Genomic DNA, 22,292 nt, shown 5'->3' with positions numbered 1-22,292 from the left:
TCGGCGGACGGGGTTCGACGACGTGTCCCCTGGTTAGAAGACTGGAAGTGTTCTCACGGTCCGGACCGAAAACCATCGGGACCGTGCTGTGATCGTGAACACCGTGTTGTGCGGCACCGTAGTGCTGGATACTGCGGGCAGCCGCCCCTGGTGACCGGTGCCGGGCGCGGTGAGCTGGAGGGGACGGTTCGCGTGAGCGAGATACCAGCGAAGGCCACGGAGTCGGAGGACCCGTCGGAGGGCGCGAGGGCGAGGGCCGCGGACGGCCCGGCCTCCGCGGTCCCAGGTGCGCTCGCGGCCGGCGGGGTCCCGCCCGGGGACGCCCTGTGGCAGAGCAGCCCCCCCGGTTCCATCTACGACTACATCAAGGTCGCGTCCTTCTCCATCGGCCCCGACGGGCTGGTCGACCAGTGGAGCCTGCGCGCCGAGCACCTCTTCGGCATCCCCGCCGCACGCGCCGTCGGCATGGACCCGATCGCGGCCTTCGTCGACCCGCACCTGCGCGAGCGGGGCACGCGCAAGATGGCCGAGATCCTCGACGGCCGCGAGTGGACCGGCGTGGTGCCGTTCCGGATGCCGAAGGACGTCGAGGGGGAGTGCGGGCACGAGGGGCTCGCCGAGGTGTACGTCATGCCGACGCGCACCGACGCCGGCGAGAAGGCCGCCGTCTGCATCGTCGTCGACGTCCGCACCCTGCGCAGCATCGAGACCGACCTGGCCGCCTCGCAGGCCATTTTCGGTCAATCCCCGTTCGGATTCTTGCTGATCGACCCCGATCTGCGGGTCCGCCGCGCCAACCAGCGGTTCGCCTCCATCTTCGGCGGCACACCCGACGAGCACCGCGGCAAGGGCGTCCACGACTACCTCCAGCGCGGCGAGGCCGAGCGGGTCGCCGCCACGATGCGCCGCGTGCTGGAGACCGGCAACTCCATCACCGACATGCACGTCACGGGATTCGTGCCGGGCTCCGACGAGCGCCGCCACTGGTCCGTCAACCTCTACCGGGTGAACAGCGGTTCGGGCCGGCCCATCGGGATCGCCTGGCTCGGCATCGACGTCACCGCGCGCCGCGCAGCCGCCCGCGAGGCCGCCGCCGCCCGGCGCAACCTGGCCCTGCTGAACGAGGCCGGCGCCCGCATCGGCAACTCCCTCGACCTGGAGACCACGGCCCGTCAGCTCCTCGACGTCGTCGTCCCCGGCTTCTGCGACCTGGCCACCGTCGACCTCTACCAGGGGTTGCTGGCCGGCGACGAGACCCCGCCCGGACTCGCAGACGGCAGCGCCGAGTTGCGCCGCGTGGCCTTCGCCAGCGCCGTGTCCGACGCGCCGTTCGCCGGTACGGGCGTGCCCGTCTCGGTCGGCGCCGTCCACCACTACCCGTTCAACTCGTCCTGCGCGGACGCCCTGCGCACGGCCCGGCCGCAGATCGTTCCCCCCGAGGACGGCGGACTCGTGCAGTCCACGCTCGCCGTGCCGATGGTCGCCCACGACACCGTCGTCGGACTGGTGCAGTTCGCCCGGACCAAGGGCAGCGAGCCGTTCGGCGACCGCGACCGGGACCTGGCCGTCGAACTCGCCGCGCGCGCCGCCGTCTGCATCGACAACGCCCGCCTCTACCGGCGCGAGCACGAACGCGCGCTGATACTGCAACGGTCCCTGCTCCCGCCCGGCGACCCGGAGGCCTCCGGCCTCGACATCGCCTGCCGCTACCTGCCCGGCAGCGTCAACACCGGCCGGCCCAGCGAGGTCGGCGGCGACTGGTTCGACGTCATCGAACTGCCCGGGCACCGCACCGCCCTGGTCGTCGGCGACGTCATGGGCCGCGGTCTGCGCGCCGCCGTCGCCATGGGCGAACTGCGCACGGCCGTCCGGACGCTGGCCCAGCTCGACCTCGAACCGGCCGAGGTGCTCTCCCAGCTCGACGAGATCGCCCGCGGCCTCGGCGCGCCCGGGGGCGTCCAGCAGGCGACCCGGGCGGCCCGCCGCCCGAGGGAGGCGGACCTGTCGGAGGTCTACCTCGCCACCTGCGTCTACGCCGTCTACGACTCCGTCACCCGGCGCTGCACGTTCGCCAACGCGGGCCATCTGCCGCCCGTGCTGGTCGAACCGGGCGAGGCGGCCCTGATGCTGGACGTGCCGCCGGGCATGCCGCTCGGCGTGGGCGGCGAGCCCTTCGAGGAGGTCGAGGTCGAACTGCCCGAGGGCGCCCTGCTCGCGCTCTACACGGACGGACTGGTCGAGAGCCGCGACCACCCCCTGGACGAGGGCCTGCAGGCCTTCGTCAGCGCCCTCGCCGACCCGACCCAGCCGCTGGAGGACGTCTGCGACCACGTCCTCAACACCCTCGACACCCATCACGGCGAGGACGACATCGCGCTGCTGATGGCACGTGTCCAGGGCCTGCCCACCGACTCCGTCGGCGACTGGACCCTGCCGCGCGAACCGCGCAGTGTCGGCCGCGCCCGGGAGTACGCCCGCGCCCAGCTGCTCAGCTGGGACCTGGAGCCCCTCGTCGACACCACGGAGCTGCTCGTCAGTGAACTGGTCACGAACGCCCTGCGCTACGGCGAGGGCGAGATCAGGCTCCGCCTCCTGCTGGACCGCACCCTCGTCTGCGAGGTGTGGGACTCCGGCCTGGTCCAGCCGCGCCGCCGCCGGGCCCGGGACACGGACGAGGGCGGCCGCGGTCTGCAGCTCGTCGGGCTGCTCAGCGCCGCCTGGGGCTCACGCCGCACGCCCCGGGGCAAGACGGTCTGGTTCGAACTCCCGCTGCCGGACGGCGGGAACGGCCTGCCGGATCCGGCGGAGGCGCTGCTGAGCCTGTTCTGACCGCAACCGCACACCGGTACGGATCGTCCTCCCCGCGCACCGGCCGCCGTGCCCCCGGGCACCACCTCCGGCCGGCGCTCAGCCTGCCGAGGAGCGTCTCCTGATCTTCGAACCCAGCCAGACCAGCGGGTCGTACTTGCGGTCGATCGCCCGTTCCTTCAGGGGGATCAGGGCGTTGTCCGTGATCTTGATGCCCTCGGGGCAGACCTCCGTGCAGCACTTGGTGATGTTGCAGTAGCCCAGGCCGTGTTCGTCCTGGGCGGTGGCCTTGCGGTCCAGGCCGGTCTCCGCCGCCGCGTCCAGCGGGTGCATGTCCAGCTCCGCGACCCGCATCAGGAACCGGGGCCCGGCGAACGCCTGCTTGTTCTCCTCGTGGTCGCGGACCACATGGCAGGTGTCCTGGCACAGGAAGCACTCGATGCACTTGCGGAACTCCTGCGACCGGTCCACGTCCTCCTGCATCATGCGGTACTCGCCCGGGGCGAGCCCGGCCGGCGGGACGAAGGCCGGGACCTCCCGCGCCTTCTCGTAGTTGAAGCCGACGTCGGTGACCAGGTCGCGGATCACCGGGAAGGCGCGCAGGGGTGTGACCGTGATCGTCTCGGCCCGGTCGAACACCGACATGCGCGTCATGCACATCAGCCGCGGCCGGCCGTTGATCTCCGCGGAGCAGGAGCCGCACTTGCCGGCCTTGCAGTTCCAGCGCACGGCGAGATCGGGCGTCCGGGTGGCCTGGAGCCGGTGGATGATGTCGAGCACCACCTCGCCCTCGTTGACCTCGACCTCGAAGTCCTCCAGGCCGCCCCCGCTCACGTCCCCGCGCCACACCTTGAAGTGGGCCGTGTAGCCGCTCATTCGTACAGCTCCTCTTCGGCGAGGTACTTGACCAGCTCCTCCTTGTCGAACAGGGCGAGCAGGTCGGCACGGACGGGTTCGGTGGTCTCACGGGTGAGCGCGATCTGGCCGCGGACCGGGTCCGTCGCGGCGAGACCGCCCGTCGGGTCGGTCAGCGCGCACAGCAGGTTGATCCGCCGCCACCTGCGGTCCATCGACGGGTGGTCCTCGCGCGTGTGCCCGCCGCGCGACTCGGTGCGCTCCAGCGCGGATCGCGCCACGCACTCGCTGACCAGCAGCATGTTCCGCAGGTCCAGGGCGAGGTGCCAGCCCGGGTTGAACTGCCGGTGCCCCTCCACCCCGGCCCGCCGTGCCCGCACCCGCAGCTCGGCCAGCTTCTCCAGGGCCTGCTTCATCTCCGCCTCGCGGCGGATGATGCCGACGAGGTCGTTCATCGTCTGCTGGAGCTCCTGGTGCAGGGTGTACGGGTTCTCCGGCGGGCCCCCTGCCGGTTCCTCCACCTCCGCCTCGGCCGAGAAGGGCCGCAGCGCCTCCGCCGCGGCGGCGTCGATCTGGTCGTCGTCCACGGCGGGCCGCGCCCCGGTGAGTCCGGCCGTGTATTGCGCCGCGTGCCAGCCCGCCCGGCGGCCGAACACCAGCAGGTCGGACAGGGAGTTGCCGCCCAGCCGGTTGGAGCCGTGCATGCCGCCGGCGACCTCACCGGCCGCGTACAGCCCGGGCACCCCGCGCGCCGCCGCCGTGTCGGACTCGACGGCGATCCCGCCCATCACGTAGTGGCAGGTGGGCCCGACCTCCATCGCCTCGGCCGTGATGTCGACGTCCGCCAGCTCCTTGAACTGGTGGTACATCGACGGCAGCCGCCGTTTGATCACCTCGGCGGGCATCCGCGTCGACACGTCGAGGAACACGCCCCCGTGCGGGGAGCCGCGCCCCTCCTTCACCTCGGCGTTGATCGCCCGGGCGACCTCGTCGCGGGGGAGCAGCTCGGGAGGACGGCGGTTGTGGTCCGGGTCGTCGTACCAGCGGTCGGCCTCCTCCTCGGTCTCGGCGTACTTGTCCTTGAAGACGTCGGGGACGTAGTCGAACATGAACCGCTTGCCGTCGGAGTTGCGCAGCACACCGCCGTCGCCGCGCACCGACTCGGTGACGAGGATGCCCTTCACCGACGGCGGCCAGACCATGCCCGTGGGGTGGAACTGCACGAACTCCATGTTCAGCAGGGGAGCGCCCGCGAGGAGCGCCAGCGCGTGCCCGTCGCCGGTGTACTCCCAGGAGTTGGACGTCACCTTGAAGGACTTGCCGATGCCGCCCGTCGCGATCACGACCGCGGGCGCCTCCAGGACGAAGAAGCGGCCCGACTCGCGCTCGTAGCCGAACACGCCGCACACGCGGCCGTCCTCCTTGAGGACACGGGTGACCGTGCACTCCTGGAAGACCTTCAGGCGGGACTCGTAGTCACCGGTTTCCCGGAAGTCCTCCTGCTGGAGGGAGACGATCTTCTGCTGGAGGGTGCGGATCAGCTCCAGGCCGGTGCGGTCGCCGACGTGGGCGAGGCGCGGGTACTCGTGGCCGCCGAAGTTGCGCTGCGAGATCCGGCCGTCCTTGGTGCGGTCGAACAGTGCGCCCCAGGTCTCCAGCTCCCACACCCGCTGCGGTGCCTCCTGCGCGTGCAGCTCGGCCATCCGCCACTGGTTGAGGAACTTGCCGCCGCGCATGGTGTCGCGGAAGTGCACCTGCCAGGTGTCGTTCTCGTTGGCGTTGGCCATCGCCGCGGCGATGCCGCCCTCGGCCATCACCGTGTGCGCCTTGCCGAACAGCGACTTGCAGATCACGGCCGTACGGGCGCCCCGCTCACGTGCCTCGATGGCGGCGCGCAGCCCGGCACCGCCCGCGCCCACCACGACGACGTCCCACTCCTGCCGGTCGACCACGGACATCAGAACGCCTCACTCATCAGAAGAATCGCGGATCGTCGAAGACACCGGACGCGACCAGGTAGACGTAGAAGTCGGCGAGCGCCACGCTCACCAGCGACGCCCAGGCGAGCTGCATGTGCCGGGCGTTGAGCTTCCCCGCCCACTGCCACATCCGGTAGCGCACGGGATGCCTGGAGAAGTGCTTGAGCTTGCCGCCGACGATGTGCCGGCAGGAGTGGCAGGAGATCGTGTACGCCCAGATCAGCACGATGTTGACCAGGAACACGAGCGTGCCGAGACCCATGTGTCCCCACGCGTAGTTCTCGTCGCGGAAGGCGAGCACGGTGTCGTAGGTCAGGATCCCGGCGACGAGCAGCGCCGCGTAGAAGAAGTAGCGGTGGACGTTCTGCAGGATCAGCGGGAAGCGGGTCTCGCCGGTGTACTTCTTGTGCGGCTCGGCCACGGCGCAGGCGGGCGGGGACGCCCAGAAGCCCCGGTAGTAGGCCTTGCGGTAGTAGTAGCAGGTCAGCCGGAACCCCAGCGGGAAGATCAGGATGATGATCGCGGGCGAGATGCCCCACCAGCTGCCGAAGATCTCCCAGTTGGGGCCGCCCCGCATCGGCTCGCACCGCTCCGCCAGGCAGGGGGAGTAGAACGGCGAGACGTACGGCGCCGCGTAGTAGTCGGCGTCGGCGAAGGCCCGCCAGGTGGAGTAGACGATGAAGGCCAGCAGACCGGCGACCGTGCCGGCCGGGGCCAGCCACCAGCGGTCGGTGCGCAGGTGCGGGGCGGCGATCGCGGCGCGCGTCCCCGCCCTGACGCCACCGCTGCTGGGAAGGGGTCCGGTGGCGGGAGGTTCCGTACCAGTGGCCACGTGACGACTCCGGTCGGGTTCGGGGGAGGTGCCGGTCGCTCGACGCCCTCCCGGTCAGGGAGCGCGCCGGTCCCGGGCGCCCAGCCCCTCGTCGTCCGAGTCGATCCACAGCGACGGGTCGTACGGCGCGTCCGAGATGGTGACCAGCTCGGGACGCAGGGGCGCGGTGGGTGACGCGGCGGCTTCACGCAGCAGGGCGAGGCTCTCGCGCAGGTGGTTGGCGTCGGCCCGGACGCGGCGCATCTCCAGGCCGCCGGTGCCGAGCTGCTTCTCCAGGCGCCCCAGCGACCGCAGCAGGTCGTCGAGAGAGCGCTGGACTGACGTCAGTTCGTCGTGAACGGACATGACTTGCCCTCACTTCCACGGGTCCTTCACGGCCCAAGGCGGCAACGTTCATGCGCCTGCGAGTGTTGCGCGTCACACCTCGTGCTGTGAAGGGATGTGCATCGATTGGCCGGGGCGTGTGGGTGCACCGTGCGGTGCTGTGGGCCGCACGGGTGACTTCCGGTCCGTGGCCGCCGTGTCGCTCTGCGTTGCCGAACCCTTTCCTCTTCAGTGGCCGCATACATCAGATGAACTCCAAATACCGCCAAAAGTGATCATAACGCCCGCGGCTCCCCGGAGGTAGCACAGATGTCCCAGCACGGCGTCGGCCCGCGTGCGGTCACCCGCTCGGTCGCCTTCCTCACCGCGGGCGTACTCGCGGTGCCCGCGCTCGCCGGATGCGGTTCCGAGGACCCGGCCGGCAAGCCGCTCGCCGCCCCGGACATCCAGCCCGCCGACCGTGACAAGATCGCCGACGGCGGCACCCTGCGCTGGGCCGTGGACTCCGTGCCGGACACGCTGAACACCTTCCAGTCGGACGCCGACGCCACCACCACCCGCGTCGCCCAGGCCGTCCTGCCGTCGATGTTCCGGATGGACGCCTCCGGCCGCCCCGAGCGCCACCCCGCCTACCTGGAGTCCGCGAAGGTCGTCGAGACCGAACCGAAGCAGGTCGTGCTGTACAAGCTCGACCAGCAGGCCGTGTGGAGCGACGGCCGGGAGATCGGCGCGGCCGACTTCGCCGCCCAGTGGCGCGCCCTGTCCGGCAAGGACACCGCCTACTGGACCGCCCGCAACGCCGGCTACGACCGCATCCAGAAGATCGAGCGCGGCGACAGCGCCCTGGAGGTCCGGGTCACCTTCAGCCGCCCCTACGCCGACTGGCGCTCCCTGTTCTCCCCGCTGTACCCCAAGGACGTCATGGGCACCCCGGACTCCTTCAACGACGGCGCCCGCAAGAAGCTCAAGGTCACGGCCGGCCCGTTCACCGTGCAGAAGGTCGACACGAAGGACGAGAAGATCACCCTGGCCCGCAACCCGCGCTGGTGGGGCGAGCCCGCCAAGCTCTCCTCGATCGAGCTGCGCACCGTCGCGCGCGACAAGCGGGCCGCCGAGCTGGCCGCCGGCACCCTCGACCTGGCCGAGATCGACCCCGCCGCGGCCCGCCGCATCACCCTGGCCGCCCGTCCGCACGGCTCCAGCAGTCCTCTGATGGGCCCGGGCGCCGACCGGTCCGCCGCGGACGCCCTGCGCTCCTGGGCGGTGGCCAACGGCAGCGACGAGGACGCCGCCGAAGAGGAGACCGTCGCCCGCAAGAAGCTGCGCAAGGCGGCCGCCAAGTACGCCCGGCAGCAGCAGGCCCTGCGCGGCTTCGAGGTGCGCAAGTCCCTGGAGCCGGCCTTCACGCAGCTCGCCCTGAACGGCGCCGAGGGTCCCCTCGCCGACGAGCGGGTCCGCAGGGCCGTCGCCCGCGCCCTGGACCGCGAGGAACTGGCCGAGGTCGTCCTCAAGCCCCTGGGCCTGCCCGCCGAGCCGGTCGGCAGCCACCTGGCCCTGTCCGGCCAGGCCGCCTACGCCGACGGCAGCGGCGCCCTCGGGGATCAGGACACCGAGGAGGCCCAGGCCCTGCTCGCGGACGCCGGCTGGGTGCGCGGCGGCCCCGTCGAGGAGCGGAAGAGGGAGAAGGAGAAGGAGGAGAAGGCGGCCGGCGGCGAGGGCGAGCGGGCCGATGGCTCCTCCGGCGCGGACGCGGACGACAAGGCCCAGGACCAGGACCCGGCCGGCCACCTCGCCCAGGACGGCAGGCAGTACAAGCACCCGCACCCGGGCGGCGCCCCCGGCGCGTACGCCCCGCGCGGCACGGCCGCCCCGGCGAATCAGGAGGCCGCCCCGTTCGCCAAGAACGGCAAGCCCCTCACGCTCCGCTTCGTGCTCCCCTCCGGGCCCGGCTCCCAGACGCTGCGCACGGTCGCCGACCGCATCTCCCGCATGCTGGAGCGCGTCGGCGTCGGCACGGAGATCTCCAAGGTCTCCGACGAGTCCTACTTCAAGGACCACATCGCCTCCGGCCAGTACGACCTGGCCCTCTACTCCTGGCCCGCCTCGGCCTACCCCGCCACCGACGCCCGCCCCGTCTACGCCAAGCCCGTCCCGGCCGCCGACGGCTCCCTGAGCGTCGAGCAGAACTACACCCGCGTCGGCACCGACCAGGTCGACCAGCTCTTCGACGAGGCCGTGGCCACGCTCGACGAGGACAAGTCCCGCTCCCTCATCCGCAAGGCCGACTCCCGCATCTGGGCGGCGGCCGGCTCCATCCCCCTCTTCCAGCGCCCCCAGCTCCTCGCGGCCCGCAAGAACCTCGCCAACGCCGGCGCCTTCGGCCTCGGCACGCCGGTCTACGAGGACATGGGCTTCCTGAAGAAGGCCACAAAGCCGGCCTCGGGCCCGTCCGCGAAGAACCCGGCCACCCGGTAGCTCCGGGAGCGTTCGCAGCAGGCCCCGGAACCGCCGCCGAACGCCTCGCGACAAGGCCCTGACCTGGGCCGACATGGCCCGGCTAACCCCTGCGGGCGCAGACCCGTACCATGGGGTGAGGCCGTGGCATGTTGAGCCCGGCAGGGCCCGCGCACCACCGACGTACGCGCAGGGCATTCCTCACCACTCCGGGAGTACGCCTTTTATGGCCACGCGCCACGACATCCGCAACGTCGCCATCGTCGCCCACGTCGACCACGGCAAGACCACCATCGTCGACGGCATGCTGAAGCAGGCCGGTGCCTTCGCCGCCCACCAGCTCGACTCGGTCGACGACCGCATGATGGACTCGAACGACCTGGAGCGTGAGAAGGGCATCACGATCCTCGCCAAGAACACGGCGGTGAAGTATCACCCCAAGGACGGCGGGGAGCCCATCACCATCAACATCATCGACACTCCCGGCCACGCCGACTTCGGTGGCGAGGTCGAGCGCGGTCTGTCGATGGTGGACGGCGTCGTCCTGCTCGTGGACGCCTCCGAGGGCCCGCTTCCCCAGACCCGCTTCGTGCTGCGCAAGGCGCTCCAGCAGCGGCTGCCCGTCATCCTGTGCATCAACAAGACGGACCGCCCCGACTCCCGGATCGACGAGGTCGTCAACGAGGCGTACGACCTCTTCCTCGACCTGGACGCCGACGAGGACCAGATTGAGTTCCCGATCGTCTACGCCTGCGGCCGTGACGGCATCGCCTCCCTCACCAAGCCGGAGGACGGCACCGTCCCGGGCGACTCCGACAGCCTGGAGCCGTTCTTCTCGACGATCCTGGAGCACATCCCGGCCCCGACCTACGACGAGGCCGCCCCGCTCCAGGCGCACGTGACGAACCTGGACGCCGACAACTTCCTCGGCCGTATCGCGCTGCTGCGCGTGCAGCAGGGCGAGCTGAAGAAGGGCCAGACGGTCGCGTGGATGAAGCGCGACGGGTCCGTCCAGAACGTGCGCATCTCCGAGCTGATGATGACCGAGGCGCTCACCCGCAAGCCGGCCGAGAAGGCCGGCCCCGGTGACATCTGCGCGGTCGCCGGTATCCCGGACATCATGATCGGCGAGACCCTGGCCGACCCGGAGAACCCGATCGCGCTGCCGCTGATCACCGTCGACGAGCCGGCGATCTCCATGGTCATCGGCACCAACACCTCCCCGCTGGTCGGCCGCGGCGCCACCGGCAAGGGCGCCGACAACAAGGCGGCCGTCAAGGACCGCAAGGTCACCGCCCGCCAGGTCAAGGACCGCCTGGACCGCGAGCTGATCGGCAACGTCTCGCTCCGCGTCCTGGAGACCGAGCGCCCGGACGCCTGGGAGGTGCAGGGCCGCGGCGAGCTGGCGCTGGCCATCCTCGTCGAGACCATGCGCCGCGAGGGCTACGAGCTGACCGTGGGCAAGCCGCAGGTCGTCACCAAGGACGTCGACGGCAAGGTCTACGAGCCGGTCGAGCGCATGACGATCGACGTGCCCGAGGAGCACATGGGCGCCGTCACGCAGCTCATGGGCGTCCGCAAGGGCCGGATGGACAACATGTCCAACCACGGCTCCGGCTGGGTCCGCATGGAGTTCGTCGTGCCCTCCCGGGGTCTGATCGGCTTCCGCACCGAGTTCCTGACCCAGACCCGCGGCACGGGCATCGCCCACTCCATCCACGAGGGCTTCGAGCCCTGGTTCGGCACGCTCCAGACCCGTAACAACGGCTCCCTGGTCGCCGACCGCGCCGGCGCGGTCACCGCGTTCGCGATGACCAACCTCCAGGAGCGCGGCGTGCTCTTCGTGGAGCCGGGCACCGAGGTGTACGAGGGCATGATCGTCGGCGAGAACTCGCGCGCCGACGACATGGACGTCAACATCACCAAGGAGAAGAAGCTCACCAACATGCGGTCCTCGACGGCCGATGTGACCGAGTCGATCGTCCCGCCGCGCAAGCTGTCGCTGGAGCAGTCCCTGGAGTTCTGCCGCGACGACGAGTGCGTCGAGGTCACCCCGGAGGCCGTGCGCATCCGCAAGGTGAACCTGGACGCCCGTGAGCGGGCCCGCGCCGCCAGCCGCGCCAAGCACGGCTGACGCCCCTCATACGGCGCCGACAGCACCGGGCACCCCGCGTCCGCGGGGTGCCCGGTGCTGTTCGTGTCCTCCTCGTCACCAGGGGGACAACGCCAGGAGAAGGGTAGGGAAAACCCTCGATTTGCCCGGTGCGGCCGTCCGGCGCGGGCCGCTCCCACTACCCTGCTGCGGAACGCCTCGCTCTGCCGTGCCTCGAAGCCGGACAACAGCCTTGTGGCGATTGCCTTTTGAGCGGGAGACGGTTTCTGTCGGCACCCTGCACGGACGCCATGGCATCCGCAAGCGGTTTTTCCCACTCTCGCGTCCGGAATACGGACAGCTGCCACCGATAGATGTGTAACAAGTCCGTTTCGCAGGGATCTTTCACCAAACCCTTTGTCCGGATTTTGGAAGATGTATACGTGAGCTGTGATCGAACCGAGACCTCGAGAGTGTGGTTCGGGTCTGGCGTTTGGCAGATAGTTAGGCGCGTAGAGCTCGGAAGAAGGGTCACTCGCCGGCAGCGGCGCGACTCACGAGCGCGGGGGCACCTGACGATTTCCGGCACCGGCGACGGGCGGTGGCGGTGGTCTGTCTGTGCTCCCTTTGCGGTGAACCAATGACTTCATAGGAGGAACCCATGCGCGGTGCCAGGAGCGCCAAGTGGGTCGCGGGGGCGATAGTGGTCGCCCTGGCCGCCACCGCCTGCGGCGGCGACGGTGATGGTGAGAGCAAGAGCAAGGGTTCCGGACCTGCCGGTTACGTCTCGATCGACGTCGGCGAGCCGCAGAAGCCGCTGATCCCGGCCGACACGAACGAGAGCAACGGCTCGTACGTCATCCAGTCGATCTTCACCCAGCTGCTGGACTTCGACTCCAAGGGCGACATCGTCTACACGAACGCCGAGTCGGTCACCAGCGAGGACTCGAAGACGTGGACGGTCAAGCTCAAGAAGGGCTGGAAGTTCCACAACGGCGAAGAAGTCACCTCCAAGTCGTACATCGACGCTTGGAACTGGTACGCCAACATCAAGAACAACCAGCAGAACTCCTTCTGGTTCCAGGACATCAAGGGCTACGACGATGTCCACCCGGAGAAGGGTGACCCGAAGGCCGAGACCATGTCCGGTCTGAAGGCCGTGGACGACCACACCTTCACCATCGAGCTGAAGTACACGATGCCGTACTTCAACTACAAGCTCGGCTACACCACCTGGGCCCCGCTGCCCAAGGTCTTCTACGACGACCCGAAGGCCTTCGGCCAGAAGCCGGTCGGCAACGGTCCCTACAAGTTCGAGAAGTGGGACCACAAGAAGCTCATCCAGGTCAAGGCCTGGGACGAGTACCAGGGCCCGAACAAGGCGAAGAACAAGGGCGTCCAGTTCAAGGCGTACACGACCCTCGAGGCCGCGTACAAGGACGTCGTCTCCGGCAACCTGGACATGATCCGCCAGGTCGGCCCGACGGACCTGCCGAAGTACAAGCAGGACCTGGGCGACGGCGCCATCGAGCAGCCGTACGCGGCCATCCAGACGCTGACCCCGGCGTTCTACTCCAAGACCTTCAAGGACATCGACCCGAAGGTCCTGCAGGGTCTGTCGATGGCGATCGACCGCGACACGATCACCAAGACGGTTCTGAACAACACCCGCACGCCGGCCAAGGGCTTCACCCCGCCCGGCGTCAAGGGCTACCAGAACCTGGACACCGACGTCTTCACGTACAACCCGACGAAGGCCAAGCAGCTCATCGAGGAGGGCGGTGGCGTTCCGGGCAACAAGTTCACCGTCCAGTACAACACCGACGGTGGGCACAAGGAGTGGGTGACCGCGGTCTGCGAGTCCATCCGCAAGGCCACCGGCGTCGACTGCGTCGGCGACCCGAAGCCGGACTTCGCCACGGACCTCGAGGCCCGTGACAACGACCAGGTGAAGGGCATGTACCGCGGTGGCTGGGTCGCCGACTACCCGGTCAACGCCAACTTCATGAAGGAGCTGTACCACACCACCGCCGAGGCCAACAACGGTCGCTTCTCCAACAAGGAGATCGACGGGCTGATGAACAAGGCGGACAAGGCCAAGTCCCTGGACGAGTCGGTGAAGGCCTTCCAGGAGGTCGAGAAGAAGCTGGTCGAGCACATGCCGGCCATCCCGCTCTGGTACTACCGCATCAACGGCGGCCACGGTAAGAACGTCGACAACGTCAACGTCGACTTCCACGGTGACCTCGAAGTGTGGGCCGTCACCACCAAGTAAGAGGAGCCGTTCGTGCTCTTCCCACTCGGCCGTAAACCCGCCGCCGCCTAGGTGGCGGTGGGAGGTACGGGGGGCCGTCTCGTCGACAGGGGACGGCCCCCGTACCTGCGTTAACCCCTCACGGAGGCACCTATGGGGCGCTATGTCGCACGACGACTGCTCCAGATGATCCCGGTGTTCATCGGGTCAACCTTGATCATCTTTTGCATGATGTACGCCCTGCCCGGCGACCCTGTCCGGGCGATGATGGGGGATCAGGCGTACGACCCGACGGTGGTCGCGAGCATCAAGAAGGAGCTCGGTCTCGACCAGCCGCTCCTGCAGCAGTACGCGAACTACATGATGGGGCTGTTCCAGGGCGACTTCGGTACGCAGATCGCCAGCCAGCGGCCCATCAGCGACGTCATCCTCGACGCGTTCCCGGTGACGATCAGACTGACGCTGTTCGCCTTCACCTTCGTCACGCTCGTGGGGATCGGCCTCGGTGTCGTCGCCGGCCTGCGCCCCGACACGCTCCGGGACCGCGGACTGCTGACCCTGACGCTCTTCCTCGTCTCGATGCCGTCCTTCGTGCTGGGCTTCCTGCTGCAGTACCAGTTCGCGTTCAAGTGGCAGGTCACCACGCCCACCGTGACGGACTCGTCGGACTTCTCGCAGCTCGCGCTTCCCGCCATCGTGCTGGCGTCCCTCTCCCTCGCCTACGTGGCCCGGCTGACCCGCACGTCGATCGCGGAGAACCTGCGGTCCGACTACATGCGCACCGCCGTGGCCAAGGGGCTGCCGCGCCGCCGGATCATCGGTGTCCACCTGATGCGCAACTCGCTGATCCCCGTGGTCACCTTCCTCGGTATCGAGATCGGCAGCCTGATGACCGGCGCCATCGTGACCGAGGGCATCTTCAACGTGCGGGGCATCGGCCTCGAGATCTACGACGCGCTCACCCGGCGTGAGGGCGCCACCGTCGTGGGCATCGCCTCGCTGATGGTGCTCATCTACCTCGCCGCCAGCTTGATCGTCGACCTGCTCTACGCGGTCCTGGACCCGAGGATCCGGTATGCCTGACAAGACCGTCGAGAAGAAGGTCGAAGCCCTTCCCGGTGACACCGTGAGCACCGCGGGCGTCGTCGTGGCCGACGCCGGCCCGGCCCCCGAGAAGGCGCGCAGCCTGTGGTCCGACGCCTGGCACGACCTGCGGCGCAACCCGCTGTTCGTGATCTCCGGCGTGCTGATCGTGTTCCTGCTGGTGATGGCGATCTGGCCGGGGCTGTTCACCAGCGCCTCGCCGCGCGACGCCGACCTGGCCAAGCACTACCTGGGCAAGCCGAACTGGGGGCACTTCTTCGCCCCGGACTGGCTCGGCTACGACGTCCAGGGCCGTTCGATCTACGCCCGGGTCGTCTACGGCGCCCGCGCCTCGATCACCGTCGGTGTCGGCGTCACCGTCGCCGTCACCATCCTCGGCACGCTCATCGGCATGATCGCCGGCTACTTCGGCGGCTGGACCGACACCCTGCTGTCGCGGCTCACCGACATCTTCCTCGGCATCCCGTTCCTGCTCGGTGCCCTGGTGGTGCTCAACTCCTTCGACAACCGCACGGTGTGGGTCGTCATCATGGCCCTGGCGTTCCTGGGCTGGACCCAGATCGCCCGGGTCGCCCGCGGTGCCGTCATCACCATCAAGCAGGCGGACTACGTGGTGGCCGCCAAGGCGCTCGGTGCCTCGACGTCCCGGATCCTGCTGCGGCACATCCTGCCCAACGCGGTCGCGCCCATCATCGTCGTGGCCACCATCGCGCTCGGCGGCTACATCGCGGCCGAGGCCACGCTGTCCTTCCTCGGCGTGGGCCTGGGTGACACGGCGGTATCCTGGGGCGGCGACGTGGCCCGTGGACGTGAGCAGCTGCGGATCGCCCCCCACACCCTGATCGTCCCGTCGGTGATGGTCTCGATCACGGTGCTCTCGTTCCTCATGTTCGGCGATGCGGTACGCAACGCCCTCGACCCCAAGCTGCGCTGAGGGAGGCGTACGTGACCATCATCGATGAAGTGGCCGGCAGCCCCGCGGCCGACGGCTCGGAGGACGCGAGCCGCCCGCTGCTCGAAGTCCGCGACCTGCACGTGGAGTTCCGCACCCGCGACGGTGTCGCCAGGGCGGTCAACGGAGTCAACTACTCCGTCGCCGCCGGCGAGACGCTGGCCGTGCTCGGCGAGTCCGGCTCCGGCAAGTCCGTCACCGCGCAGGCGATCATGGGCATCCTCGACATGCCGCCCGGGAGCATCCCCAAGGGGGAGATCCTCTTCCGCGGCCAGGACATGCTGAAGATGTCCAACGAGGAGCGCCGGAAGATCCGCGGCAGCAAGATCGCGATGATCTTCCAGGACGCGCTGTCCTCGCTCAACCCGGTGCTCTCCGTGGGCTACCAGCTCGGCGAGATGTTCCGGGTGCACCAGGGCATGTCCAAGAAGGACGCCAAGGCCAAGGCCATCGAGCTGATGGAGCGGGTGAAGATCCCGGCGGCCGCCGCCCGGGTCAACGACTACCCGCACCAGTTCTCGGGCGGTATGCGCCAGCGCATCATGATCGCCATGGCGCTCGCCTTGGAGCCCGACCTGATCATCGCCGACGAGCCCACCACGGCCCTCGACGTGACGGTCCAGGCCCAGGTCATGGACCTGCTGGCGGAGCTGCAGCGCGAGTACAACATGGGCCTCATCCTGATCACCCACGACCTCGGCGTGGTCGCCGACGTCGCGGACAAGATCGCTGTGATGTACGCCGGGCGCATCGTCGAGCGCGCCCCGGTCCACGAGCTGTACAAGCGCCCCGCGCACCCGTACACGAGGGGTCTGCTGGACTCCATCCCGCGCCTGGACCAGAAGGGCCAGGACCTGTACGCGATCAAGGGCCTGCCGCCCAACCTGACGCGTATCCCGTCCGGTTGCGCCTTCAACCCGCGCTGCCCCATGGCGCAGGACATCTGCCGTACGGACGTCCCGCCGCTGCACCCCGTTACCGACCTGGACGGCGGCGAGCTGGTCGGCCGCGGCAGCGCGTGCCACTTCTGGAAGGAGACGATCCATGGCTGAGCTCGGCAAGACCGACGAGTCGCAGGACGCCACGCCGAACGTCTCCGAGGTCGAGGTCGTCGACGCCTCCTCCGAGACGGAGGCGGTCGCCGCCATCGAGGCGCCGGTCGAGCGGGGCGAGCCGATCCTGCAGGTGCGCAACCTGGTCAAGCACTTCCCGCTCACCCAGGGCATCCTGTTCAAGAAGCAGGTCGGCGCGGTCAAGGCCGTCGACGGTGTCTCCTTCGACCTCTACCAGGGCGAGACGCTGGGCATCGTGGGCGAGTCCGGCTGTGGCAAGTCCACGGTCGCCAAGCTGCTGATGATGCTGGAGAAGGCGACGGCGGGCGAGGTCTTCTACAAGGGCCAGGACGTCACCAAGCTGTCCGGGCGTGCGCTGAAGGCGGTGCGCCGGAACATCCAGATGGTGTTCCAGGACCCGTACACCTCGCTCAACCCCCGTATGACGGTGGGCGACATCATCGGGGAGCCGTTCGACATCCACCCCGAGGTGGCCCCGAAGGGCGACCGGCGCCGCAAGGTGCAGGAACTCCTCGACGTGGTCGGCCTCAACCCCGAGTACATCAACCGCTATCCGCACCAGTTCTCCGGCGGTCAGCGCCAGCGCATCGGCATCGCCCGCGGCCTGGCCCTGAACCCCGAGATCATCATCTGCGACGAGCCGGTCTCGGCCCTGGACGTGTCCGTCCAGGCACAGGTCATCAACCTGATGGAGCGCCTGCAGGACGAGTTCAACCTGTCCTACATCTTCATCGCGCACGACCTGTCGATCGTGCGGCACATCTCGGACCGCGTCGGTGTGATGTACCTCGGCAAGATGGCCGAGATCGGCACCGACGAGCAGATCTACGACCACCCGACGCACCCCTACACCCAGGCGCTGCTGTCGGCGGTTCCGGTCCCCGACCCCGAGGCCCGCGCGAACCGCGAGCGCATCATCCTCACCGGCGACGTCCCGTCCCCGGCCAACCCGCCCTCGGGCTGCCGCTTCCGCACCCGCTGCTGGAAGGCCCAGGACAAGTGCGCCGAGGAGGTTCCGCTGCTGGCGGTCCCGGAGCGCTTCAAGGGTGCGGACACCCCGGCGGCCCACGAGTCGGCCTGCCACTTCGCGGAGGAGAAGGACGTGGTCCACGCGGCCTGATCGTCCCCGCCGCCGTTCCGGTTCCCGGCATCCCCCAGGGGTGCCGGGAACCGGCGTCTTCGAGGATCCCGGCATGCTGCATCACATCGAACTGTGGGTTCCCGACCTGTCCCGGGCCGTCCGCGAGTGGGGCTGGCTCCTGGGCCGCCTCGGGTGGACGCCCCACCAGAACTGGGAGCACGGCCGCAGTTGGCGGTTCGGCCCCGCCTACCTCGTCGTCGAGCGATCACCGGCGATGAGCCCCACCGCGCACGACCGGATGCGGCCCGGGCTCAACCATCTGGCCTTCCATGCGGGGCCTCCCGCGCGGGTCGACGCCCTGGCCGCGCAGGCGCCCGGTCACGGCTGGGCGCCCCTCTTCGCCGACCGCTACCCGTACGCGGGCGGCCCCGGGCACCATGCCGCCTACCTCGCCAACACGGACGGCTTCGAGGTGGAACTCGTGGCGTCGGAGGGCGCATAGCCCCGCAAACCCCCGCAACTGCGTTAACACGCAGGCAACTTCGTCGACCCGGTCCCGATATACGGACGCGTCAGGCTGTTCAGCGTACGGCCGTGCGGGTGCCGTAGACGGGCCGGGGCGCGCCATGTCGCCCCGGCCCGTCGCCGTGCGCTCAGGGGGCCGTGAGGCCGAGGGAGCGCTTGAGGAAGTCCACCTGGAGCAGCAGCAGGTTCTCCGCGACCTGTTCCTGCGGCGTCATGTGCGTGACGCCGGACAGCGGCAGCACCTCGTGGGGGCGGCCGGCGGCGAGCAGGGCCGAGGACAGCCGCAGGGCGTGGGCGACCACCACGTTGTCGTCGGCGAGGCCGTGCACGATCATCAGGGGCCGGTGGGGCGCGGCGGGGGAGGCCAGGCCGTCCTCGGTGACCAGGGAGCTCCTGGCGTAGGCCTCCGGGTGCTCCTCGGGGGTGCCGAGGTAGCGCTCGGTGTAGTGGGTGTCGTACAGGCGCCAGTCCGTCACCGGCGCGCCCGCGATCCCCGCGTGGAAGACGTCCGGGCGGCGCAGCACCGCGAGGCCCGCCAGCCAGCCGCCGTAGGACCAGCCGCGGATCGCCACCCGGGACAGGTCCAGCGGATACCGCTCGGCGAGGTCCCGCAGCGCCTCCACCTGGTCGTCCAGCGAGACCGTGAAGTCCTGGTGGACCGCCTTCTCCCAGGCGGGGGAGCGGCCCGGGGTGCCGCGCCCGTCCGCGACCACCACCGCGAAGCCCTGGTCCGCGAACCACTGCGAGGTGAGGTGCGCGTTGTGGGCGGCGACCACCCGCTGACCGTGCGGGCCACCGTACGGGTCCATGAGCACCGGCAGGGGGGTGTCACCGGCGTAGTCCCGAGGCATAAGCACGGCGCACGGGATGCGGCGTGCGCCCCCCTCGGTGAGGGTCACGCGGGGGGACATACCAGGATTCTCGGCGTAAGAGGGGACAGTCAGGGTCGGTTTTCCGTCGCGCAGAATCCGCGCCTGCGACCCCGCCCGGTCGAGCACCGCCGACACCAGCACGGTCACGCCCCCGGCGCGCACCGCCGCGTGCACGCCCGCCTCCTGGGAGATCCGCTCCACGCCGAGCTCGTTCACCCGGTAGACGTGCACCTGGCCCGTCTCCGGCTCCGCCGCCTCCTCGCCGGCCGACGCCGAGACCAGCACGTCGTCGTCGGAGACGTCCAGCACCGCCCTGACGTGCAACTGCGCTCCGGTCAGCGGCCGTTCCCCGACCGCCAGCACCCGCACACCGCCCTCGTCCGCGATCCGGACCAGCTGCCCGGAGGGGCTCCAGCACGGCACCCCGGGGAAAAGATCAAGCCATGTTCGATCTTCGTCGGCGTGCACCATCCGGGTCGCGCCCGACTCCGGGTCCACGGCCAGGATCAGCTGGCTGCGCTGGTCGCGCGCCTGGACGAGCAGCAGCGGCGCACCCGCCGCTGACCAGTGCACATGCGCCAGGTACGGGTAGCGCGCCCGGTCCCAGGAGACCTCCGTGCGCACCCCGTCCAGACCGATCACGAACAGCCGGACCTCCGCGTTGCCGGTGCCCGCCGCCGGGTACGGCACCCGCTGCGGCTCCCGGTCCGGATGCGCCGGGTCGGAGATCCACCACCGCCGTACCGGCGTGTCGTCCACCCGCGCCACGAGCAGCCGGTCCGACTCCGGAGCCCACCAGAAGCCCCGCGCCCGCCCCATCTCCTCGGCCGCGATGAACTCGGCCAGACCGAACGAGACATTCTCCGATTCCGGCTCGGCGAGCGCCCGGTCGTCCTCGCCCTCGGCGCCCACCACGCGCAGGGCGCCCCGCGCCACGTAGGCGACGTGCCGCCCGTCGGGCGACGGACGCGGGTCGATCACCGGCCCGGGCACGGCCGCCTCGCGCGCCGTCCCGGCCCGCAGTTCCGCCGTGAACAGCCGCCCTGACAAGGCGAAAGAGGCCAGTTCCACGGCCGAGTCGGTGGCGTAGCCGACGATGCCGGCGCCGCCCTCGCGGCTGCGCTCGCGCCGCGCCCGCTCCTCGGCGGACAGGTCCTCCGAGGCGCCGCCCAGCAGCGCGCGCGGGTCGGCGGCCACGCGCTCCCCGCCCCCCTCGGTGTCGAGGACCCACAGCGAACTCGCCCGGTCCGTACCGGAACCGGAGCGCAGGAACACGACACGGGAACCGTCGGGCGCCACGGTGAACGAACGCGGCGCGCCGAGCGTGAAGCGCTGGGTGCGGGCGTGCCGTCGGGGGAAGGAGTCAGGCTCGGTCGTCATGCCCTGACCATATTGGCCATGCGCCCCCTTGTGCGGCCGTGCGCCGAGCGATGCGCACGGACGGATAGTTATGATCAATGTCGCATAGTGGGTATGAACCTGCTGGCTGCTGTACGGATTTGATGCCCCCATAGTCCGAACCCCCCGCGCCCTCGTGGATCTTTGGAGGTGAACCGCCGTGGCACTCTCGATTTCGGCGGTGGTGCTGCTGGCGATCATCGTCTTCTTGCTGATCAAGAAGTCGGGGTTGAAGGCGGGGCATGCGATCGTCTGCATGCTGCTGGGCTTCTATCTCGCCTCGTCGACCATCGCTCCCACGATCAGCGAGCTGACGACGAACATCGCGGGCATGATCGGCAGCATCAAGTTCTGACCGTCACCGGACCTCGTAGGCTGGGGTCCATGACGGAACAGCCCGGCCGTCGTCTGCTGCTGGTGCACGCGCACCCGGACGACGAGTCGATCAACAACGGCGCGACGATGGCCAGGTACGCGGCCGAGGGTGCCCACGTCACCCTGGTCACCTGCACCCTCGGCGAACGCGGCGAGGTCATCCCGCCCGAGCTGGCGCACCTGACCGGCGCCGCCCTGGGCCAGCACCGCCGCAGCGAGCTGGCCGCCGCCATGTCCCGGCTCGGCGTCCGCGACGTCCGCCTGCTCGGCGGCGCCGGCCGCTACAGCGACTCCGGGATGATGGGCCTGCCGGACAACGACGACCCCGCCTGCTTCTGGCAGGCCGACGTCGACGAGGCCGCCGCCCACCTCGTCGAGGTGATCCACGAGGTACGCCCCCAGGTCCTCGTCACCTACGACGACAACGGCGGCTACGGCCACCCCGACCACATCCAGGCCCACCGCGTCGCCATGCGCGCCGCCGAACTGGCCGCCGGGACCGGCTGGCGCATCCCCAAGGTCTACTGGAACCGGGTGCCCCGGCCCGTGGTGGAGGAGGCCTTCGCCCGGCTCCGCGAGGACCTGCCCGGCACCCCCTTCACCAAGGCGGCCGCCGTCGACGACGTCCCGGGCGTGGTGCCCGAGGAGCGGATCACCACCGTGATCGACGGCACCGCCCACGCCGCCGCCAAGGCCGCCGCGATGCGCGCCCACGCCACCCAGATCACCGTGGCGGAGCCCTACTTCGTGCTGTCCAACGAACTCGCCCAGCCGATCCTGACGACCGAGTACTACGAGCTGGTGCACGGCGAGCGGGGCGCCGGCGAGCGGGAGACGGACCTGTTCGCCGGGATCGGGGAGGCGTCATGAGCGACCGCGGCCCGATGCTCGCCCAGCCGGTGCGGCCCCCCTCCGCCGGCCGGGCCGCCGCGCTCCTGGGCATCTTCGTGCTCGGAGCCGTCGTCGGGACGGCCGGGGCGCTGGTGCAGCCCGGCTGGTTCCCGGGCGGTCTGATCCTCGCCCTCGCCGGTGAGGCCGGGCTGGTCCTGGGGGCCGCGCGCCTCACCCGCAGCCGCTCCGGGGGCGTCGCGGCCGCCGCGGGCTGGATGCTCTCCGTCGTCCTGCTGACCGCCAGCCGCCCCGAGGGCGACTTCCTCTTCGCCGCGGGGAGCGGCTCCTATCTCTTCCTCCTCGGAGGCATCCTCGTGGCTGTGATCTGCGCCACCATCGGACCGGGGCGGCAACCGGACGGGCCCCCCGTCCGACTTGGCAAGTGACGTACCACTTCGCCGGGACGCGCCCGTGGGGGTCCGG

General features: G+C 70.1%; 17 protein-coding genes. 12 read left to right on the top strand and 5 right to left on the bottom strand.

The window, feature by feature from the left end:
- Nucleotides 1-192 precede the first annotated feature (192 nt).
- On the top strand, nt 193-2,829 hold the full coding sequence (locus ACPXCS_RS12205; protein ID WP_425946560.1) for a SpoIIE family protein phosphatase: 2,637 nt from the start codon (nt 193-195) through the stop codon (nt 2,827-2,829).
- A gap of 78 nt (nt 2,830-2,907) precedes the next feature.
- Here the strand turns inward: ACPXCS_RS12205 and ACPXCS_RS12200 are convergent, their stop codons facing one another.
- Genes ACPXCS_RS12200 through ACPXCS_RS12185 form a run of 4 tightly spaced genes read right to left on the bottom strand, consistent with a single transcriptional unit; the run spans nt 2,908 to nt 6,819 of the window.
- Nucleotides 2,908-3,684, bottom strand: coding sequence for a succinate dehydrogenase/fumarate reductase iron-sulfur subunit (locus ACPXCS_RS12200; RefSeq protein ID WP_425946559.1), 777 nt, complete (start codon nt 3,682-3,684; stop codon nt 2,908-2,910).
- Complete coding sequence (locus ACPXCS_RS12195; protein WP_425946558.1) at nt 3,681-5,621, bottom strand: fumarate reductase/succinate dehydrogenase flavoprotein subunit; 1,941 nt, start codon at nt 5,619-5,621, stop codon at nt 3,681-3,683. Before ACPXCS_RS12195 ends, ACPXCS_RS12200 begins: the two co-directional genes overlap by 4 nt.
- Before the next feature lie 16 nt (nt 5,622-5,637).
- A complete protein-coding gene (locus ACPXCS_RS12190; protein ID WP_425946557.1) occupies nt 5,638-6,474 on the bottom strand; it encodes a hypothetical protein in 837 nt (278 codons plus the stop codon).
- A 54-nt stretch (nt 6,475-6,528) separates the two neighbouring features.
- On the bottom strand, nt 6,529-6,819 hold the full coding sequence (locus tag ACPXCS_RS12185) for a hypothetical protein (RefSeq protein WP_365094614.1): 291 nt from the start codon (nt 6,817-6,819) through the stop codon (nt 6,529-6,531).
- Nucleotides 6,820-7,107: 288 nt separating this feature from the next.
- Here ACPXCS_RS12185 and ACPXCS_RS12180 point away from each other — a divergent pair, with 288 nt between their 5' ends.
- The 8 genes from ACPXCS_RS12180 to ACPXCS_RS12145 all read left to right on the top strand — a co-directional run bounded on the left by ACPXCS_RS12180 (nt 7,108) and on the right by ACPXCS_RS12145 (nt 18,310).
- Nucleotides 7,108-9,273, top strand: a complete 2,166-nt coding sequence (locus ACPXCS_RS12180) for an ABC transporter family substrate-binding protein (protein WP_425946556.1) — start codon at nt 7,108-7,110, stop codon at nt 9,271-9,273.
- 205 nt (nt 9,274-9,478) lie between these two features.
- Nucleotides 9,479-11,386 carry a translational GTPase TypA gene (gene typA / locus ACPXCS_RS12175; protein WP_425946555.1) on the top strand — a complete coding sequence of 636 codons (1,908 nt, stop codon included), beginning with the start codon at nt 9,479-9,481 and terminating at the stop codon, nt 11,384-11,386.
- A 619-nt stretch (nt 11,387-12,005) separates the two neighbouring features.
- A complete protein-coding gene (locus tag ACPXCS_RS12170; protein WP_425946554.1) occupies nt 12,006-13,619 on the top strand; it encodes a peptide ABC transporter substrate-binding protein in 1,614 nt (537 codons plus the stop codon).
- A 132-nt stretch (nt 13,620-13,751) separates the two neighbouring features.
- Nucleotides 13,752-14,681 carry an ABC transporter permease gene (locus tag ACPXCS_RS12165; RefSeq protein ID WP_425946553.1) on the top strand — a complete coding sequence of 310 codons (930 nt, stop codon included), beginning with the start codon at nt 13,752-13,754 and terminating at the stop codon, nt 14,679-14,681.
- Nucleotides 14,674-15,636, top strand: a complete 963-nt coding sequence (locus tag ACPXCS_RS12160) for an ABC transporter permease (protein ID WP_425946552.1) — start codon at nt 14,674-14,676, stop codon at nt 15,634-15,636. Before ACPXCS_RS12165 ends, ACPXCS_RS12160 begins: the two co-directional genes overlap by 8 nt.
- An 11-nt stretch (nt 15,637-15,647) precedes the next feature.
- Complete coding sequence (locus ACPXCS_RS12155; protein ID WP_425946551.1) at nt 15,648-16,706, top strand: ABC transporter ATP-binding protein; 1,059 nt, start codon at nt 15,648-15,650, stop codon at nt 16,704-16,706.
- Nucleotides 16,699-17,847: an ABC transporter ATP-binding protein gene (locus ACPXCS_RS12150; RefSeq protein ID WP_425946550.1), complete on the top strand. Its 1,149-nt coding sequence runs from the start codon at nt 16,699-16,701 to the stop codon at nt 17,845-17,847. The genes ACPXCS_RS12155 and ACPXCS_RS12150 overlap by 8 nt, the downstream gene beginning before the upstream one ends.
- Before the next feature lie 73 nt (nt 17,848-17,920).
- Entirely contained in the window at nt 17,921-18,310 is a 390-nt protein-coding gene (locus tag ACPXCS_RS12145; RefSeq protein ID WP_425946549.1) for a VOC family protein, read from the top strand.
- A 151-nt stretch (nt 18,311-18,461) separates the two neighbouring features.
- Here ACPXCS_RS12145 and ACPXCS_RS12140 read toward each other — a convergent pair whose 3' ends face one another.
- Nucleotides 18,462-20,585 carry a prolyl oligopeptidase family serine peptidase gene (locus ACPXCS_RS12140; RefSeq protein WP_425946548.1) on the bottom strand — a complete coding sequence of 708 codons (2,124 nt, stop codon included), beginning with the start codon at nt 20,583-20,585 and terminating at the stop codon, nt 18,462-18,464.
- A gap of 178 nt (nt 20,586-20,763) precedes the next feature.
- Here ACPXCS_RS12140 and ACPXCS_RS12135 point away from each other — a divergent pair, with 178 nt between their 5' ends.
- From ACPXCS_RS12135 to ACPXCS_RS12125, 3 genes are read left to right on the top strand one after another with little or no spacing between them, the layout of a single operon-like run.
- Nucleotides 20,764-20,958 carry a hypothetical protein gene (locus ACPXCS_RS12135; protein WP_425946547.1) on the top strand — a complete coding sequence of 65 codons (195 nt, stop codon included), beginning with the start codon at nt 20,764-20,766 and terminating at the stop codon, nt 20,956-20,958.
- 29 nt (nt 20,959-20,987) lie between these two features.
- Nucleotides 20,988-21,848, top strand: a complete 861-nt coding sequence (gene mshB / locus ACPXCS_RS12130) for an N-acetyl-1-D-myo-inositol-2-amino-2-deoxy-alpha-D-glucopyranoside deacetylase (protein WP_425946546.1) — start codon at nt 20,988-20,990, stop codon at nt 21,846-21,848.
- Nucleotides 21,845-22,255: a DUF6113 family protein gene (locus ACPXCS_RS12125; RefSeq protein WP_425946545.1), complete on the top strand. Its 411-nt coding sequence runs from the start codon at nt 21,845-21,847 to the stop codon at nt 22,253-22,255. Before mshB ends, ACPXCS_RS12125 begins: the two co-directional genes overlap by 4 nt.
- Nucleotides 22,256-22,292 lie beyond the last annotated feature (37 nt).

Source organism: Streptomyces sp. DT190, assembly GCF_049846985.1.
Classification (GTDB): domain Bacteria; phylum Actinomycetota; class Actinomycetes; order Streptomycetales; family Streptomycetaceae; genus Streptomyces.
The sequence above is the reverse complement of the archived record's forward strand: the minus strand, read 5'-3'. Positions and strand labels throughout refer to the sequence as shown.